Annotated in this window: 18 protein-coding genes; 11 read left to right on the top strand and 7 right to left on the bottom strand. The window is 71.8% G+C overall.

The genetic code is table 11. The features are described from left to right. Window positions 1–20 precede the first annotated feature (20 nt). The 8 genes from fliN to ACYVKF_RS08135 are packed head-to-tail and all read left to right on the top strand — an operon-like array spanning window position 21 to window position 6,971. Entirely contained in the window at window positions 21–413 is a 393-nt protein-coding gene (gene fliN, locus ACYVKF_RS08170) for a flagellar motor switch protein FliN (RefSeq protein WP_056915836.1), read from the top strand. Then, window positions 410–1,366 carry a flagellar biosynthetic protein FliO gene (locus ACYVKF_RS08165; protein ID WP_460966094.1) on the top strand — a complete coding sequence of 319 codons (957 nt, stop codon included), beginning with the start codon at window positions 410–412 and terminating at the stop codon, window positions 1,364–1,366. Before fliN ends, ACYVKF_RS08165 begins: the two co-directional genes overlap by 4 nt. Further along, on the top strand, window positions 1,359–2,333 hold the full coding sequence (gene fliP, locus ACYVKF_RS08160) for a flagellar type III secretion system pore protein FliP (RefSeq protein ID WP_460966093.1): 975 nt from the start codon (window positions 1,359–1,361) through the stop codon (window positions 2,331–2,333). Before ACYVKF_RS08165 ends, fliP begins: the two co-directional genes overlap by 8 nt. Before the next feature lie 16 nt (window positions 2,334–2,349). Beyond that, complete coding sequence (locus ACYVKF_RS08155; RefSeq protein WP_056915834.1) at window positions 2,350–2,619, top strand: flagellar biosynthetic protein FliQ; 270 nt, start codon at window positions 2,350–2,352, stop codon at window positions 2,617–2,619. Then, complete coding sequence (fliR, locus tag ACYVKF_RS08150) at window positions 2,619–3,395, top strand: flagellar biosynthetic protein FliR (protein ID WP_056915833.1); 777 nt, start codon at window positions 2,619–2,621, stop codon at window positions 3,393–3,395. Before ACYVKF_RS08155 ends, fliR begins: the two co-directional genes overlap by 1 nt. Further along, window positions 3,392–4,531, top strand: coding sequence for an EscU/YscU/HrcU family type III secretion system export apparatus switch protein (locus ACYVKF_RS08145; protein ID WP_460966092.1), 1,140 nt, complete (start codon window positions 3,392–3,394; stop codon window positions 4,529–4,531). Before fliR ends, ACYVKF_RS08145 begins: the two co-directional genes overlap by 4 nt. 54 nt (window positions 4,532–4,585) lie before the next feature. Then, the gene (gene flhA, locus ACYVKF_RS08140; RefSeq protein WP_056915831.1) at window positions 4,586–6,637 is read left to right on the top strand and encodes a flagellar biosynthesis protein FlhA; all 2,052 of its coding nucleotides are present in this window, start codon (window positions 4,586–4,588) and stop codon (window positions 6,635–6,637) included. A gap of 1 nt (window position 6,638) precedes the next feature. Beyond that, window positions 6,639–6,971, top strand: coding sequence for a hypothetical protein (locus tag ACYVKF_RS08135; RefSeq protein WP_460966091.1), 333 nt, complete (start codon window positions 6,639–6,641; stop codon window positions 6,969–6,971). Between the two features lie 54 nt (window positions 6,972–7,025). Here the strand turns inward: ACYVKF_RS08135 and ACYVKF_RS08130 are convergent, their stop codons facing one another. Beyond that, a complete protein-coding gene (locus ACYVKF_RS08130; protein ID WP_056920255.1) occupies window positions 7,026–7,418 on the bottom strand; it encodes a hypothetical protein in 393 nt (130 codons plus the stop codon). Between the two features lie 85 nt (window positions 7,419–7,503). On the opposite strand from ACYVKF_RS08130, the gene ACYVKF_RS08125 reads away from it, so the two are divergent. Further along, window positions 7,504–8,085: a GNAT family N-acetyltransferase gene (locus ACYVKF_RS08125; protein WP_056920437.1), complete on the top strand. Its 582-nt coding sequence runs from the start codon at window positions 7,504–7,506 to the stop codon at window positions 8,083–8,085. 11 nt (window positions 8,086–8,096) lie between these two features. On the opposite strand, the gene ACYVKF_RS08120 is transcribed toward ACYVKF_RS08125, so the two are convergent. Next, entirely contained in the window at window positions 8,097–8,630 is a 534-nt protein-coding gene (locus ACYVKF_RS08120; RefSeq protein WP_056915828.1) for a LytR C-terminal domain-containing protein, read from the bottom strand. A 64-nt stretch (window positions 8,631–8,694) separates the two neighbouring features. Continuing rightward, window positions 8,695–8,991: a type II toxin-antitoxin system VapB family antitoxin gene (locus ACYVKF_RS08115; protein WP_056915827.1), complete on the bottom strand. Its 297-nt coding sequence runs from the start codon at window positions 8,989–8,991 to the stop codon at window positions 8,695–8,697. Window positions 8,992–9,079: 88 nt separating this feature from the next. On the opposite strand from ACYVKF_RS08115, the gene ACYVKF_RS08110 reads away from it, so the two are divergent. After that, window positions 9,080–10,684 (top strand): helicase HerA-like domain-containing protein, encoded by a 1,605-nt coding sequence (locus ACYVKF_RS08110; RefSeq protein WP_460966090.1) that lies wholly within the window; start codon window positions 9,080–9,082, stop codon window positions 10,682–10,684. 116 nt (window positions 10,685–10,800) lie between these two features. Here the strand turns inward: ACYVKF_RS08110 and ACYVKF_RS08105 are convergent, their stop codons facing one another. The 3 genes from ACYVKF_RS08105 to ACYVKF_RS08095 all read right to left on the bottom strand — a co-directional run bounded on the left by ACYVKF_RS08105 (window position 10,801) and on the right by ACYVKF_RS08095 (window position 14,690). After that, on the bottom strand, window positions 10,801–11,682 hold the full coding sequence (locus tag ACYVKF_RS08105) for a DUF559 domain-containing protein (protein ID WP_460966089.1): 882 nt from the start codon (window positions 11,680–11,682) through the stop codon (window positions 10,801–10,803). 166 nt (window positions 11,683–11,848) lie between these two features. Beyond that, complete coding sequence (locus ACYVKF_RS08100) at window positions 11,849–12,772, bottom strand: AEC family transporter (protein WP_460966088.1); 924 nt, start codon at window positions 12,770–12,772, stop codon at window positions 11,849–11,851. A 10-nt stretch (window positions 12,773–12,782) separates the two neighbouring features. Further along, complete coding sequence (locus ACYVKF_RS08095) at window positions 12,783–14,690, bottom strand: propionyl-CoA synthetase (protein ID WP_460966087.1); 1,908 nt, start codon at window positions 14,688–14,690, stop codon at window positions 12,783–12,785. A 239-nt stretch (window positions 14,691–14,929) separates the two neighbouring features. Here ACYVKF_RS08095 and ACYVKF_RS08090 point away from each other — a divergent pair, with 239 nt between their 5' ends. After that, the gene (locus ACYVKF_RS08090) at window positions 14,930–15,424 is read left to right on the top strand and encodes a hypothetical protein (protein WP_460966086.1); all 495 of its coding nucleotides are present in this window, start codon (window positions 14,930–14,932) and stop codon (window positions 15,422–15,424) included. 8 nt (window positions 15,425–15,432) lie between these two features. Here ACYVKF_RS08090 and ACYVKF_RS08085 read toward each other — a convergent pair whose 3' ends face one another. Then, window positions 15,433–15,990, bottom strand: a complete 558-nt coding sequence (locus ACYVKF_RS08085; RefSeq protein ID WP_460966085.1) for a hypothetical protein — start codon at window positions 15,988–15,990, stop codon at window positions 15,433–15,435. Window positions 15,991–16,114 lie beyond the last annotated feature (124 nt).

Raw genomic sequence — 16,114 nt, 5'->3', positions numbered from 1 at the left:
CCCCACCCGAAGGACACACCATGAAGTTTGACGAGACCCAGGTCGCCGACTCCCCGGTCGACGCGCCGGTCGACGTGCCGCTCGAGGGTGTCCCCGCGCCCGCGGCTGCCTTCCAGCCGCTGGTGGGTGGCTCGCCGTTCGCCGACGTCGACCCGCGCCGCCTGCACCTGCTGCGCGACGTGGAGATGGGCATCAGCGTCGAGCTCGGCCGGACGCGCATGAAGGTCCAGGAGGTGCTGTCGCTCGCCCCCGGTGTCGTCCTCGAGCTCGACCGCGCGGCCGGGAGCCCGGTCGACGTCCTGGTCAACGGCACGCTCATGGCCCGGGGCGAGGTCGTCGTCGTCGACGAGGAGTTCGCCGTCCGGATCACCGAGGTCGTCAGCGCAGAGGCTGACGCGCGGGGCCGGGCATGACCGACGGCTCGGTCGTGCTGGCGGTCCTGCGCCTGCTCGTCTCGCTCGCCGTCGTGCTGGTGCTCCTCGTCATGCTGGCCCGCTGGGCCTCCAAGCGCGGCCTCGGCTCCGGCCGTCCGGGGCGCTCGACGGTCGAGGTCGAGGTGCTGTCCCGTCGTTCGCTGGGCAAGGCCTCCACCCTGCAGGTGGTCAAGGTCGGCTCGCAGGTCATGGTCCTCGGGGTGACCGACCGTGGGGTCACTGTCCTCGGCGAGCTCGGCGACGAGGACGTCATCCCTGCCACGCCGCCGCTGTCCGTGGTGCGCTCGGTGCTGCCCGCGGGCGTCTCGTCGATCGCTCCTGCCGTCTCCCCGGGTGCCCCGGTCACGCCCGCCGCCCACCCGCTCGTCGCGTCGGACCCCGGTGCGTCCGCTGCGGGGCCGTTCGATCCCTCCGCCTCCGCCCAGGCCTGGTCGGCGCCCCTCACCGCCCCGGTCGCGGCGCCGGCCGTCACCCCTGCGCGCTCGGCCACCTGGGCCGAGGCCGAGAACCGCGCACTGGTCGCCGCCGGCCTGCAGACCCGCAGCAGCGCCCGCGCCGCCCGCGAGGCGAGCAGGGCCAACCGGCCCCGCCGCCTGTCCCTCGGCGCGCTCGCGCCCGCCGCCCGCCCCCGCCGCCAGCACCCGTCCCCCCAGGCGGTGCCGACCCTGCACGCGATCCAGGCCCTCCAGTCGGCCCAGGCCCTCGAGTCGGCGCAGGGTCTCCAGTCGGCGCAGGGTCTCCACTCGGTCCCGGCGGCCTCCGCCCTCCAGCTGGCCCAGCCCGCGCAGAGCCGACTGTCACGTCGGTCGCGCACCATCGTCACCCCGGTCGACTCCCGCGCGACGCGTCGGGCGGCCCAGGCACCGACCGGGTGGCCGTGGAACGCTGCCGCCGTCGTCCTCGGCGCGACCGGGATCAGCCGACGTGGCTGAGCTCTCCCGCGCGCTCCGGCGTCCTGCCGGAGCCGTCTGGCTGCGCCGCGGTGTCGCGGTGGGACTGCTCACCCTCTCGGCGGTGGGCCTGTCGGGCGCCGTCGCCGAGGCCGCGCCGTCCGCGGCCGCCTCCTCGACGCAGGTCGGCGTCGCGTCCGTGGCCCCCGGCTCGGTCACCGGCGTCCGGGCCGCCACGGCTCGGACCGCCACCCCCGCGCTCGCCGCCACGACGCCGTTCTCGGTGCCCGGCGCCATACCCTCGCTGGTCGCCGCGCCCACCCCCACCCCGTCGCCCACGTCGACCGGTGGCGTCTCCGTCGAGGTCGACCCCAGCCTGGGCAAGCCCAGCCAGACGGTCAGCATCATCCTGCTGCTCACGGTGCTCTCGGTGGCACCGGCGATCCTCGTGCTCTGCACGTCGTTCACCAAGATCATCGTCGTGCTGTCCCTGACGCGGAACGCGCTCGGCACCACGACCATCCCGCCGAACCAGGTGCTCGCCGGCCTGGCCCTCTTCCTCAGCCTCTTCATCATGTCGCCGGTGCTGTCGGCGATGAACGACTCCGGGGTGCAGCCCTACCTCAAGGGCGAGATCACGCAGAGCCAGGCGTTCGACGCCGGCGTGAAGCCGCTGCGCGAGTTCATGATGAAGCAGACGCGTCCCGCCGAGCTCGCGACGATGGTCAAGCTGAGCGACCAGGCGGCACCGGCCACCCCCGACGACGTCCAGCTCACGACGCTGATCCCCGCCTTCGTGCTCTCGGAGCTGAAGTCGGCGTTCATCATCGGGTTCGTCGTCTTCATCCCCTTCCTCGTCATCGACGTCGTCGTCAGCTCGGTGCTGATGTCGATGGGCATGATGATGCTGCCCCCTGCCCTGATCTCGTTGCCCTTCAAGCTGTTGCTCTTCGTCATGGTCGACGGCTGGAGCCTGATCGCGACCGCCCTCGTGCAGAGCTACCACTGAGGGACGGGGGACTACAGTGACCGATGCCGATGTGGTGCACATCGGCCTCCAGGCGATGATCCTGGCGGCCAAGCTCTCCATGCCCGTGCTCCTCGTGGCCCTCGGCATCGGCTTCGGCGTCTCGCTGCTGCAGGCCGTGACCCAGGTGCAGGAGGTCACCCTCTCCTTCGTCCCCAAGCTCATCGGGGTCGCCATGGTCATCCTCGTCGCGGGTCACTGGATGCTCCAGGAGACCATCGCGTTCACCAAGGCGATGTTCACGATGCTCCCGCAGCTGCTGAGCTGATGCGGGCCAACCTGTCGGCGGACACCCTCGTGGTGCTGCTCCTCGCCACGGTGCGGATGTCGGCGTTCTTCGCCATCGCCCCGCCCTTCAGCAGCCGGTCGGTGCCGGCCCGCATCAAGGCGGCGCTGGCCTTCGCCCTGGCGCTGTGCCTCCTGCCGAACCTCAAGGACCAGTCGCCCACCATCAGCCTGCCGTCGCTCGTCGGCGCCACCCTGTGGCAGGTCGCGGTCGGCATGACGATGGGGTTCGTCGTGCACCTCGCCATGGCCGCCATCCAGGCCGCCGGTGAGCTGATCGACCTCGCCAGCGGGTTCACCCTCGCCAGCCTCTACGACCCGCTCTCCAACGTCTCCAGCAGCATGTTCGGCCGGGTCCAGCAGCTCCTCGCCATCACGCTGCTGTTCGCCGCCAACGGCCACCTGATCCTGGTGCGCGGGTTGATGATGACGTTCGAGACGGTGCCGCTGCGCCCGCTGTCGATCGGTGACCTGGCCCGCCTCGCCACCGACGACCTGGGCCGGTTCCTCGCCGGCGCGCTGCAGATCGCCGCGCCCGTGCTCGTGGTGCTGTTCCTCGCCGAGCTCGCGCTGGGCCTCGTGAGCCGGGCCGTGCCCACCCTGAACATCTTCGCGATGAGCTTCCCCGTGAAGATCCTGCTCGCCATCTCGCTGGCCGGGGTGGCGTTCTCGCTGCTCCCCGGTGCCGTGAGCAAGTTGCTGGACCAGGCGACCCACGACATGGTCTCGGTGGCCACGATGATGGGGACGCGCTCGTGAGCGACAAGGCGTCCAAGACAGAGAAGCCGACCCCGCAACGCCAGCAGGAGGCCAAGAAGGACGGCCAGATCCCGCGGACCGCGGAGCTGAGCGCGTGGGTCGCCGTCATCGTCGCGTCGGTGCTGGTCCCGAAGCTGGTCCACGGTCTCGCCGACCTGTTCCGCGACCTGCTCGGGGAGCTCCAGCGCGTCATCGTCGAACCGGATCCCGCGATCGCGATGCAGGTGCTCAAGACGGCCGGCATCCACAGCCTGCTGCTGCTCGCGCCGCTGATGGGCGCCATGGTGGTCGCGGCACTCGTGAGCAACGCCGCCCAGGGCGGCATCCGTATCTATGCCAAGAAGTTCAAGCCGAAGTTCGAGACGCTCAACCCGGCCAAGGGCCTGAAGAACCTCGTGGGCATGCACGCTGCCTGGCAGCTGGTGAAGACCCTGCTCAAGTTCGTCGTGTTCGGCTGGATCGGGTACCGCGCCGTCCGCGACATCACCGAGCAGATCTCCACGAGCGGCCAGTGGTCCCTCGGTGCGTCGGTCGGGGCCGCGGCCGGCTCGGCCCTGAGCATCCTGCGCGTCATCGCCGCGGTCGGGCTGGTCCTCGCCGCGGCCGACTACGTCATGGAGCGTCGCCGCATCGGGTCGTCGCTGAAGATGAGCCTCGAGGACATCAAGCGCGAGAACAAGTCCTCCGAGGGCGACCCGCTGCTCAAGGGCATGATCCGCGGCAAGCAGCGCGAGATGAGCCGCAACCGCATGATGTCCGACCTCTCGTCGGCCGACCTGGTCCTGGTCAACCCGACGCACGTCGCCGTGGCGCTCGCCTACGAACCCGGCCGGGGCGCGCCCCGCGTCGTCGCCAAGGGGGCCGGCCTCGTCGCGGCCAAGATCCGTGAGGACGCGGCCGAGCTCAAGCTGCCCCTCGTCGAGGACGTGCCGCTCGCCCGCATGCTCTACCGCAGCTGCCAGATCGGCCAGGAGATCCCCGCCGAGCTGTATGACGCGGTGGCGGGAGTGTTCGTCTTCGTCATGGGCCTGCGCCAGCGCGGCGCCGCGCGAGGCTTCCACCGCAACCCCAACGCCGCCCGCACCGCACCGCCGGCCCTGCTCGAATCCTCAGGTGCCCGCCGTGCGGGTCGATAGGAGGCGTGCCATGACAGCTGCCGTCACCACCCACCCCGCGCAGGCCGAGGTCCGATGAAGAGCCGGATCGGCCAGATCGGCATCCCCGCGGGCATCGTCGCGATCGTCGTGATGATGGTGGTGCCGCTCCCGAGCGTGGTCCTCGACATGCTCCTCGCGGTGAACCTCACCTTCTCGGTGCTGATCCTGCTCGTGGCCCTGAACGTCAAGCGGCCCCTGGACTTCGCGGTCTTCCCGTCGTTGCTGCTCATCGGCACGCTCTTCCGCCTGGCCCTCAACGTCAGCGCCACGCGCCTGGTGCTGCTCGACGGCTTCGCGGGCAAGGTCATCGACGCGTTCGGCCACTTCGTCGTCGGCGGGTCGATCATCGTCGGCCTCGTCATCTTCATCATCCTCGTCGTCATCCAGTTCGTCGTCATCACCAACGGTGCCGGGCGCGTGGCCGAGGTCGGGGCGCGGTTCACCCTCGACGCCATGCCCGGCAAGCAGATGGCGATCGACGCCGACCTCAACTCGGGCCTGATCGACGAGGACGAGGCGCGCCGCCGCCGTGCCGACGTCTCGGCCGAGGCGGACTTCTACGGCGCGATGGACGGTGCCTCCAAGTTCGTCAAGGGCGACGCCATCGCCGCCATCGTCATCACCCTGGTCAACCTCATCGGCGGCCTCATCATCGGTGTGGCCCAGCGCGGCGAGAGCCTGAGCGACGCCGTCGCGACCTACAGCCTGCTGTCCGTCGGCGACGGCCTGGTCTCGCAGATCCCTGCGCTGCTCATGTCGATGTCGACCGGTCTCATCGTCACCCGCGCCACGACCGCGCAGGACATGGGCAGCGACCTCGTCGCCCAGTTCGGTGCCCAGCGCCAGCCGATCCAGGTCGCCGGTGTCGCCGTCGCGGCCCTGGCGGTCATCCCCGGCCTGCCCAAGCTCCCCTTCCTCATCGTCGGTGCCGCGGCCCTGCTCATCGCCCGCACGCTGCCCAAGGCAGGGGAGAAGGAGGCCGCGGACGAGCGCGCAGCGGCCGCCGCCCTGCCGCCCGGCCCGTCGGCCGACAGCCCCGAGGTGCTCGCCCACGACATCCGCGTCGAGCCGCTCGAGCTCGAGCTCGCGTACGACCTCATCGGCCTCGTCGACGCCAGTGCAGGCGGCGACCTGCTCGACCGCGTCAAGGCGTTGCGGCGCAAGCTCGCCCACGAGCTCGGCATCGTCATCCCGCTGGTTCGGACCCGGGACAACATCGACCTCCCGCAGCACACGTACGCCATCCGGTTGCACGGCGTCGAGGTCGCGCGCGGAGAGGCGCCGGCCGGCATGGTCCTCGCCATCGGTGACCACCTGGCCGCGCTCGAGGGCACCCCGACGAGGGAGCCCGTCTTCGGGCTCGAGGCCAAGTGGGTCCCGGTGCACCAGCGGGGTCGCGCCGAGGCGGTCGAGGCCACCGTCGTCGACCGTTCGTCCGTCGTCACGACGCACCTCGCCGAGGTCGTCCGCCAGCACGCCCATGAGCTCCTCGGTCGCGAGGACGTCAAGCTGCTCGTCGAGGCGGTGCGGGCCACCCACCCGGCCGTCGTCGAGGAGATGACGCCCTCCCCGCTGACCCTCGGCGAGGTCCAGCGCGTCCTCGCCGGGCTGCTCTCCGAGGGCGTCGGCATCCGCGACCTGGTCCGCATCTTCGAGGCGCTGTCGCTGCGCGCCCGGGTCAGCACCGACCCCGACTCCCTCGTCGAGGCCGCCCGGCTCGCCCTGGGCCCGGCCATCGCCTCGTCGCACGCGGTGGGCGGCGAGCTTCACGTCCTCACCTTCGAGCCGAGGCTCGAGCAGCGGCTCCTGGAGTCCCTGCGCGGCGGCGAGAACGGGGTGCAGCTCCTCGTCGACCCGTACTTCGCCGAACGCCTCGCCACCGAGGCCGTTCGGGTGTCCCAGCGCGCCGAGCAGTCGGGTGTCCAGCCCGTGCTGGTCTGCGCACAGCCGCTGCGACGAGCGGTCCGCCGCCTCGTCGAGCCCGGCGCACCGCAGCTCGCGGTGCTCGCCTACTCAGAGCTCGGCGGCCACCTGCGCCTGACCACGGCAGGGGTCGTCGACGTCGTGGAGAGCGTGGTGTCCTGACATGGCCAAGAAGTCCCGTCCCGTAGCCACCGGCGCCCCGGCGACGAACGGCTCCAGCCGGTTCAAGTCCAGCGTCCTGCTCGGCGCGATGCTGTTCGCGCCGGCGGCCTTCCTCGTCCTGCGCGGCAACCTGTCGGTCAACGAGGCGCTGGTGCGCTTCGGCTGTGCGCTGGCGTTCGCGATGATCGGGACGGCCGTCGTGATCTCGAGCCTGCCGGCCGAGGACCGCGGTCCGTCCGCGGAGGACCAGGCGCAGCGGATGGCGGACGCCCCGGCCCCGGTCACGGAGTCCACGACGTCCATGGGGGTCCCGGTGACCCAGCCCGTCGGCTGAGGCACGCGGCACACCGTCCCGCGGTGACCGCCGGGGCGAGGTCCTCGGTGGGCCTCAGACGATGCTGAGCAGCGCCTGGGCGTAGGCGCACTCGGGGTCGGCGTCGGTGAAGGTGGCCGGGCCCTCGGGGCCGGACACCTCGACGGCCCAGGAGTCCCCGTCGCGGTGTAGTCCCGCGAACCGGTCGCCGAGCAGCTCGCGCAGCTGGTCCTCGCGCGGCAGCCACAGGGCGCTGTCGAGGGTGACGGAGTCGAGGGCCCACTCGGTCGTGCCGTTGAACCCCAGCAGGGGCTGGCCCTTGAAGGTGTGCACGTCGATGGTGAGGTGGCTGATCCAGAAGACCTCCCCGAGGACGTTCGGCTGGTCGATGGTGAAGCGGTCCCCGGGCACCGGCTCCCAGAGCACCCCACCCTCACCGAGGCTGCGGGCCAGCTCGACCGTGATCATGGTCCGAGCCTACGTCCCGGTCGCGCCTGCTGCCGGGGCTCGGAACCCGGTGGCCCGCCGGCTCCGGGTGCGGCACGGTGGGGTGGTGCCCCAGCCCCCGCTGCAGACCGCCCGCCTCGACCTCGTGCCGCTCGCCGACGAGCACCTCGAGCTCGAGGTGGAGCTCGACTCCGACCCCGAGGTGCTGCGCTACCTCTGGGGTCGGGCCAGGACGCGCGACGAGGTCGAGCGCAACCACGTGCAGCGGCGCCGGCGGGCGGAGGTGGTCGACGGCCTGGGGATGTGGGTCGGCTTCCTGCGCACCGTCGAGGGCGCGCCGGAGGACCGTTTCGTCGGGCTGTGGATGCTGACGCCTCCCCATGGCCCGAGCCAGGATCGCGTGACGGGGGAGGCCGACCTGGGGTACCGCATCCTGCGCCGGCACTGGCGGCAGGGCTTCGCCAGCGAGGGGTCGAGGGAGCTGCTGCGCCACGGGTTCGAGGTGGTCGGCCTGTCGCGGATCTTCGCGCAGACGATGGCCGTGAACGCCGGCTCCCGGGCGACGATGACGAGCATCGGGATGCAGTTCGCCCGCGCGTTCCACGAGCACCACGACGACCCCGTGCCCGGCAGCGAGCAGGGGGAGGTCGAGTACGAGCTGCGCCGCGAGGACTGGGAGCTGCGCTGACGACGTCGGGGTCAGCAGGTCTTCGTCGTGGTCGCCGTGGCAGTCGGTGTCGGTGTCACCTTGGGGGCGGCGGTGAGCTTCGTGTACTTGTCGCCGAGGACGAGGTCCACGGAGGAGTCGGTGCGGCTGTCCTTGACCGCCTTCGAACCCTTGACGAGGCCGAGGACGAGCTTGCTGCCCTTCGCCCCGGTCGGTCCGAACCTCACCTCGGCGGCGATGGTGACCTTGCGCTGCAACGGGTCGTTGGCCACGGTGGAGACCCGGAACCCGCGCTTGCGCACGTCGGTGGCGGTCTTCGCGGCGAGGCCGGCGCGGTCGGTGGCGTTGTAGACGTTGACGGTCACGTCGGCCGGCAGGACGGGTCCGGCCGTGGCGGTGCAGCTCGGTCGCGGCGTCGCGCGGCGTTCGTCGGAGGCCTGGTAGTACGAGTAGGCGTACCAGAAGGCGAAGAACAGCATCAGCGCCACGATCCCCAGCGTGATGAGGGCGCGGCGACGTCTCGCGCGACGAGAGCTCGACGCCCCCGACTCCACGATGTAGCTCACACCCACCTCCGCCTACGTCACGCCCCGACGCGCAGCCTGTCGCCGACCGGGACCTGCTGCGGGGCTAGTCAAGCACGAGGACGCGCGCGTGCAGGGTAGGTCGCTGCTGAAGGGCGGCACGCAGTGCGCGGTGCAGGCCGTCCTCGAGGTAGAGGTTGCCCTCCCACTCGACCACGTGGGCGAAGAGGTCGCCGTAGAACGTCGAGTCCTCGGCGAGCAGCTGCCCCAGGTCCAGCGTCCGCTTGGTGGTGATCAGCTCCTCGAGGCGCACCATGCGCGGAGGCACCTCGGCCCAGTCGCGTGGCGAGTCCTTGCCGTGGTCCGGATACGGCTTTCCCTCGCCCACCTTCTTGAAGATCACCCAGCAACCATAGGGGTATGCCGCGGGCGGCCCCAGCCGTGCGACCGCCTCCGCGACGGCCTGCCGAGCGGCCGGGAGCCGCACTAGAGTGCCGAACGTGACCGAGAACGCGAGTGCCGACCCGTCCGCGCAGTCCTCCGAGCAGCTCGACGCCATCCGCGCCGGCTACTCCTTCACCGGTGGGGCGCTGCTGTTCGGTGCCGCGGTCATCGACGGGACGGCGCATCCCGACGCGCCGGTCAAGGTGCCGCTCGCGACGCTGAACCGGCACGGACTCGTCGCCGGCGCCACCGGTACCGGCAAGACGAAGACGTTGCAGCTCATGGCCGAACAGCTCTCCGGCCAGGGCGTCCCCGTCTTCCTCGCCGACATCAAGGGTGACCTCTCGGGCATGGCCACCGCCGGCGTGGCCAACGACCGGATCACCAGCCGCTCGACGGAGGTCGGGCAGCAGTGGGTCGGCACGGCATACCCGACCGAGTTCCTGTCCCTCGGCGGACTGGGGCAGGGCATCCCGATCCGCGCGACGATCACGTCGTTCGGCCCGACGCTGCTCTCGAAGGTGTTGGGCCTCAACGACACCCAGGAGTCGAGCCTGGGACTGGTCTTCCACTACGCCGACTCGAACGGTCTCGCGCTGCTGGACATCAAGGACCTGCGCGAGGTCGTCTCCTTCCTGACCTCCGACGAGGGCAAGGCCGACCTGAAGGGCCTCGGTGGCCTGTCGTCGGCGACTGCCGGGGTCATCCTGCGCGAGCTGATCGCGTTCTCCGACCAGGGCGCCGACGCGTTCTTCGGTGAGCCGGAGTTCGACACCGCCGACCTGCTCCGCACCGCGGCCGACGGCAAGGGGCTGGTGACCTGCCTCGAGCTTCCCGCGGTGCAGGACCGGCCGGCGCTGTTCTCGACGTTCCTCATGTGGATGCTGGCCGACCTGTTCCACGACCTGCCCGAGGTCGGCGACGCCGACAAGCCGAAGCTCGTCTTCTTCTTCGACGAGGCGCACCTGCTGTTCGCCGACGCGAGCAAGGCGTTCCTGTCGGCGATCGAGCAGACGGTGCGGTTGATCCGGTCCAAGGGGGTCGGCGTCTTCTTCGTCACCCAGAGCCCCAAGGACGTGCCGAGCGGTGTGCTCGCCCAGCTCGGCAACCGGGTGCAGCACGCCCTGCGCGCCTACACGCCCGAGGACGCGAAGGCGCTCAAGGCTGCGGTGTCGACCTACCCCCACAGCGGCTACGACCTCGAGGAGCTCCTCACCAACCTCGGCACGGGCGAGGCCGTCGTCACGGTGCTGTCCGAGCGGGGTGCCCCCACCCCCGTGGCCTGGACCCGGATGATCGCGCCCCAGTCCTTGATGGCTCCGTCCGACCCGGCCCTGGTCACGAGCCTCATCGCCGCGTCGTCGCTGTCGAGCAAGTACGCCGCGGTCGTGGACCGCGAGTCGGCGTACGAGAAGCTGCAGGCGCGTCTGCAGGCAGCCCCGGCCGCCCCCGCGGCGCCGGCGCCCTCGCCCGCTGCCCCGGCCCCCGCGCCCGCGGCCCCCAAGCCGGCCCGACCGGCCAAGGAGCAGCCCGGGATCGTCGAGCAGGTCGTGCGGTCGAGCGCGTTCAAGTCGGCCCTGCGCTCTGCCGGCACCGTGCTCGGCCGCGAGATCACCCGGTCGATCTTCGGCACCGCCCGCCGCTCCCGCTGACCGCGCGCCTTACCCCTCGTATGGCGACCGCCCGACGATCACCTCGCGTCGGTCGTTGCGGTGGTGCGCACATGTGGGATCGGGCCGGGGGCGAGGTGATCGTTGGCCGGTCCCGCTCAGGCCGCCGACCGGAGGTGCGCCCGCTGGGCGACCGCCTTGGCGAGCATCTCGGCAACCCACGCCGGACGTGTCATGACCTGCGACCACGTGAAGCGCAGGACCAGCCAGCCTGCGCACGTGAGCCTCGTGTAGCGCGCGACGTCGCGATCCATGGCATCGCGCTCACCGTGGTACTCCATGCTGTCCGCCTCGAGGGCGATCCGGAGGGACTCGTCGGCGAGGTCCACCCGGCCCACCCATCCGCGATCGTCGTCGATCCGGACCTGGCAGCGCACGTCGAGGCCCGGTACTCCCAGGGCGACAGCGCGCAGAGCCGACTCGAACGGGTTGGCCGCCAGGGGCGAGGCCTGCGCGAAGACGCGTCGGGTGCGTGATCGGTGCAGGCGAGGCACGTCGGTCAGTCGGTTCGAGAGCTGGGAGGGATGCACGGAGCGGTCCCGGAGGGCGGAGTCGGTAATGGCGAGCGCCTCGGCGAAGGGCAGCAGGGCGGCGCAGTCGAGGAGGGTGCGTTCCCTGGAGGTGACCCAGCTGTCGACGATGTCTCCCGGCGCCAGGGTGCGCCATCGCAGGTCGACCTGGGCGCGGTCGTCGCGGGAGATGTTGCGTCCGCGTGGGACGCAGATCTGCGGCTGGCGGGGCTCCCACATCCTCGCCCAGCCCCAGTGGGAGGCCGCGCTGATGAGCACCGCCGTCCCCGTCAGCTCGTGCGCCAGTCGTCGTGTCCGGTCGTCGGTCGGCAGCGCGTACCGGCCCCGGGACGCCCGGGTCACCTCGCCGCTGGCGACGGCGCGCTCGAGCTCCCCGCGGGTCACCGCGCGCAACAGCTGCTTGCGCGGGGCGATGCCACCCAGCTCAGCCACGGCTGCTGCCACGTTCATCTGTTCAGTCTCGGCGACCGGTGAGATCGATCCTGGAGTTCTCCACAGCCCCACCACCCGACGACACGCTCGCAGCGGGACTGGAGGTGGTGAGCGCGACCGTGGCCAGCGCGGTGGCGAGGTGATCGTTGGCCGATCGGCGGCCGGCAGCGTGGTGCCGGCGGGGTCAGCCGAGGACGGCTGCAGCCACCAGGATCACGGGGACCGCGCCAACGGTGGTGATGAGGATGGTGTCGCGGGCCAGGACGGTGGCCCGGTCGTAGCGGCTGGCGTGCACGAAGATGTTCTGCGCCGTCGGCAGCGCCGAGGTGACGACGATGGCGAGCAGTGCCGGCCCGTGCACCCCGAGGACGACCGCGCCGACGAACCACGCCACCGCGGGCTGCACCAGCAGCTTGATGGTCGAGGTCGTCGCGAGCTCGGCCACCGAGCCGGCCCGCCCGAGCCCGGGTCCGAGGCGCAGCGCGATGCCGTACGCGATGAGCATGCAGGGCACCGCCATGTTGCCGATGAGGGTGAGCGGGTCGCGCACGATCGGCGGCAGCGTCCACCCGGTCAGCGACAGCCCGAGACCGGCGAGCGACCCGACGGTGAGGGGGTTCCGGAACGGCCGGGCGACCACCTGCCACACCGACGTCGGACGCCCTCGCACGTCGGCGTCGAGCAGCGACAGGGCCAGCGGCTGGAGCACGAGCAGCTGCAGCAGCAGGGTCGGGGCGACCAGGGCCGCGTCGCCGAGGACGTAGCTGGCCACCGGGATGCCCAGGTTCCCCGCATTGACGTATGACGCGCACAGCGCGCCGATGGTGCCCTCACCCAGGCCGCGGTGCCAGACCCACCGGGCCAGGGCGGCGTACAGGGCGACGCAGACGACCACGGCGGCGCCGGAGGCCACGAGGTTGGCCGAGAGCACCGCGTGGACATCGGCGCGACCGAGGGTGATGACCATGAGGGCCGGGCTGGCCACGAAGAACGCGATCCGCGACAGCACCTGCTGGGCGCTGAGGTCGACGACCCGCAGGTGGGCGAGCAGCGCGCCGACGCCGATGACGACGGCAATGGTGACGAACCCGGTGAAGACTCCCTGCACACGCAGGAGGTTAGGTCGCCGGGCGGAGCACGGGCGCCAGCGTCTCAAGGACGCTGGCGTCCTCGATGGTCCCCGGGACGTTCGGGGTCTTCCCGTCGGCGATCTCGCGCATCGTCTTGCGCAGGATCTTGCCCGACCGGGTCTTCGGCAGGGCACCCACGATGTCGACCTGCCGCAGGGAGGCGACGGCGCCCACCTCGTCGCGCACCCGCTGCACGAGCTCGGCGCGGATCCGCTCACCGTCGGCGTCGACGTCCACCCCGGACCGCAGGACGACGAGGCCACGGGGGACCTGGCCCTTGAAGTCGTCGGCCACCCCGATGACTGCGCACTCGGCCACGGCGTCGTGCCCCGCGAGCGCCGCCTCGATGGAACCCGTGGAGAGCCGGTGCCCGGCGACGTTGAGGACGTCGTCGGTGCGTCCCATGACGTAGAGGTAGCCGTCCTCGTCGAGCAGGCCGCCGTCGCCGGTGAGGTAGTAGCCGTCGAACGCCGAGAGGTACCCGGCGACGTAGCGCTCGTCGTCGCCCCAGAGGGTCGGCAGGGTGCCCGGCGGCATCGGCAGCTTCAGGCAGATCGCGCCCTCGGTGCCCGCCGGCACCCGGCGACCCTGCTCGTCGAGCACGTGCACGGCATACCCGGGGGCGGGGACGGTGGGCGAACCAGCCTTGAGCGGCATGGGTTCGAGGCCGCGCAGGTTCGAGGCGATGGGCCAGCCGGTCTCGGTCTGCCACCAGTTGTCGACGACCGGGACGCCGAGGCGTTCGGTGGCCCACTCCCACGTGTCCGGGTCGAGGCGCTCGCCGGCCAGGAACACCGTCTCCAGGGAGGAGAGGTCGTGCTGGGCGATGAGGGCTCCGTCGGGGTCCTCCCGGCGGATGGCCCGGTAGGCCGTGGGGGCGGTGAACATCGCCTTCACGCCGTACTTCTCGATCACCCGCCAGAACGCGCTCGCGTCCGGCGTCCCGACCGGTTTCCCTTCGTACAGAACGGTGGTCGCGCCGGTGAGCAGGGGCGCGTAGACGATGTACGAGTGGCCGACGACCCAGCCGACGTCGCTGGCGGTGAACCACGAGTCGCCGGGACCGATGCCGTAGACGTTCTCCATCGACCAGCGCAGCGCGACCGCGTGGCCGCCGTTGTCGCGGACGATGCCCTTCGGGCGCCCGGTGGTCCCCGACGTGTAGAGGATGTAGAGCGGGTCGGTGGCGGCCACCTCGACGCAGTCGGCGGGTTCGGCATCGGCCACGAGCTCGTCCCAGTCGAGCTCCTCCCAGTCCGTGTCGCGCTCACCGACCGCTGCGCGGGCCTGCTCGCGCTGCAGCACGATGACCGACTCCGGCTTGTGGCTGCTGCGGTCCAGGGCTGCGTCGAGCATCGGCTTGTACTCCACGATGCGGGTCGGCTCGATGCCGCAGCTGGCGGAGACGATGACCGTCGGCTTCGCGTCCTCGATGCGCGCGGCGAGCTCGGCCGGGGCGAACCCCCCGAAGACGACCGAGTGCACCGCGCCGAGCCGGGCGCACGCGAGCATCGCGACGACCGCCTCGGGGACCATCGGCATGTACACGATGACGCGGTCGCCCTTCTCCACCCCGAGCGAGGCCAGCGCGCCGGCGAACGTCGCGACCCGGTCGAGCAACGCTGCATACGTGAAGGTCTGGGCGGTGCCGGTCACGGGGCTGTCGTAGTGCAGGGCCGGCTGGTCCCCACGGCCCGCGGCGACGTGCCGGTCGAGGGCGTTGAAGCAGGTGTTGAGCGTGCCGCCGGTGAACCACCGGTAGAACGGCGGCCGGTCGTCGTCGAGCACGCGCGGTGGTGGGGTGATCCAGTCGATGGCCGTCGCGGCGCGACCCCAGAACGCGTCCGGGTCGGCCAGGCTCTCGTCGTATGCCGCGCGGTAGGCACCGTTGCTCATGGCCCCATCGTGCGTCCCACCGGGCGTTCGCGCCACAGTCGGTCCGCGCCGGTGCGGTGGGAGTGCGCCGCGTCGCGCCGAGCGGTCGGGGTGGGGCCGGCTCGGCCTGCGGTGGGGGATCGTCTGGACGCGTGGCTTACGGCATTTGCATGTTGAGTCAGCCGTTCGGCCGAGGGACGATCGCCCTCCCGAGGTGCTACGACCCGTCGTCCCGGGACCCGAACAGCCTGGAGGCCGCCGTGAAGAGCACCCGAGGTCCTCTCGTCCTCGCCGTTGCAGGCGCCGTGCTCGCCGTGGTCAGCGCAGTGACGGCGCTGGCGGCCAGCCTCGGCGCGCAGGCGCGGGGGAGCGGCGCGTACGGCGTGGTCGCCCACGACGGGTGGGCGCCCGGCTCGGTGCCGGCGCTGGTGATGCTCGCCGGCCTGCTCCTCGTCGGGGTCGGTGCCGCGCTGCACGACGGCCGCCGGCTGCGAACGACGACGACGCCGCGCACCGCACCGCGGTCCGGGGCTGCTCCCGCCGCACCGCCCGCGACCGTCCGGGTGCCCCCGCCCGTCGGGCCGGTGCGCCCGGTGTACCTCATCACGAGCCTCCCCGAGCGGGTGCTCGCACCCGTCCCGACGCCGCGACCTCGGACCACGCGACCTCAGACCACGCGACCTCAGACCACGCGCCCACGGCACAGCGCGTCGGGCGCACGGCTCGAGCTGGTCGGGGCCTCCCGCCGGCGCTGAGTCGCAGGTCAGTCCTGCGGCTGGGTGGTGAAGCGGATCCAGGCGGAGGAGTCCTTCTGCCAGAGCAGGACGAGGGCCCAGGCCCCGAGCAGCAGCATGGCCAGGGCGAAGACCCGGGCGAACAGGCCCGCCGTCGGCAGGAGCCCGCCGAAGAACGCCCCGATGGCCACGGGCAGCAGGCCGCAGGCGATCCAGCGGCCCCACCTGGAGCCCCTGAGGGTGGTGCGGGCCATGACGAACCACGTGACCGCCGCGATGACCGCCCACACGACGGTGACGGTCAGGCTGATCATGACCACCCGGTCGAGGTCGTCCGCGCCGACCGCTGCCCCCTGGGCGCGGGACTCCCCGGCGAACGCGGCGCGCAGGTCGTTCCGCGTGAGGAACGCCCGGCCGATCTCCAGCAGGCTCAGCACCCCGGCGAACTGCATGACGCGCGAGGCCTCGACGATCGAGCGTGGGGGGACCACCGGACTCCCCGGGCGCCAGACCGGCCGCTCCGGGCGTCGGCCGTCGCCCGCGCCGTCTGCGCTGAGCGCGCCCCGCCACTGGATCTGTCGCGCCATGGCTGCATCATCCCCCACGGGCCAAGACTCGGCAAAGAACTCTTGCCCGGGTTGTCCGGATGTGGGTAAGTTGCAAATCATCGACCTATTGCGTCAATGGTTTACATCTTGCCCAGGAGGCACC

The organism is Pedococcus soli, from assembly GCF_054782575.1.
Note: the sequence above shows the minus strand (reverse complement) of the source record. Positions and strands in the feature narration are given on the sequence as shown.

What these genes read in the sequence shown, in the direction of transcription:
- ACYVKF_RS08165 (WP_460966094.1), top strand. Translation starts at nt 410, where the DNA reads ATGACCGACGGCTCGGTCGTGCTGGCGGTCCTGCGCCTGCTCGTCTCG.
- ACYVKF_RS08135 (WP_460966091.1), top strand. Translation starts at nt 6,639, where the DNA reads ATGGCCAAGAAGTCCCGTCCCGTAGCCACCGGCGCCCCGGCGACGAAC.
- ACYVKF_RS08105 (WP_460966089.1), bottom strand. Translation starts at nt 11,682, where the DNA reads ATGAACGTGGCAGCAGCCGTGGCTGAGCTGGGTGGCATCGCCCCGCGC.
- ACYVKF_RS08130 (WP_056920255.1), bottom strand. Translation starts at nt 7,418, where the DNA reads ATGATCACGGTCGAGCTGGCCCGCAGCCTCGGTGAGGGTGGGGTGCTC.
- fliR (WP_056915833.1), top strand. Translation starts at nt 2,619, where the DNA reads ATGCGGGCCAACCTGTCGGCGGACACCCTCGTGGTGCTGCTCCTCGCC.
- ACYVKF_RS08085 (WP_460966085.1), bottom strand. Translation starts at nt 15,990, where the DNA reads ATGGCGCGACAGATCCAGTGGCGGGGCGCGCTCAGCGCAGACGGCGCG.
- fliN (WP_056915836.1), top strand. Translation starts at nt 21, where the DNA reads ATGAAGTTTGACGAGACCCAGGTCGCCGACTCCCCGGTCGACGCGCCG.
- flhA (WP_056915831.1), top strand. Translation starts at nt 4,586, where the DNA reads ATGAAGAGCCGGATCGGCCAGATCGGCATCCCCGCGGGCATCGTCGCG.
- ACYVKF_RS08095 (WP_460966087.1), bottom strand. Translation starts at nt 14,690, where the DNA reads ATGAGCAACGGTGCCTACCGCGCGGCATACGACGAGAGCCTGGCCGAC.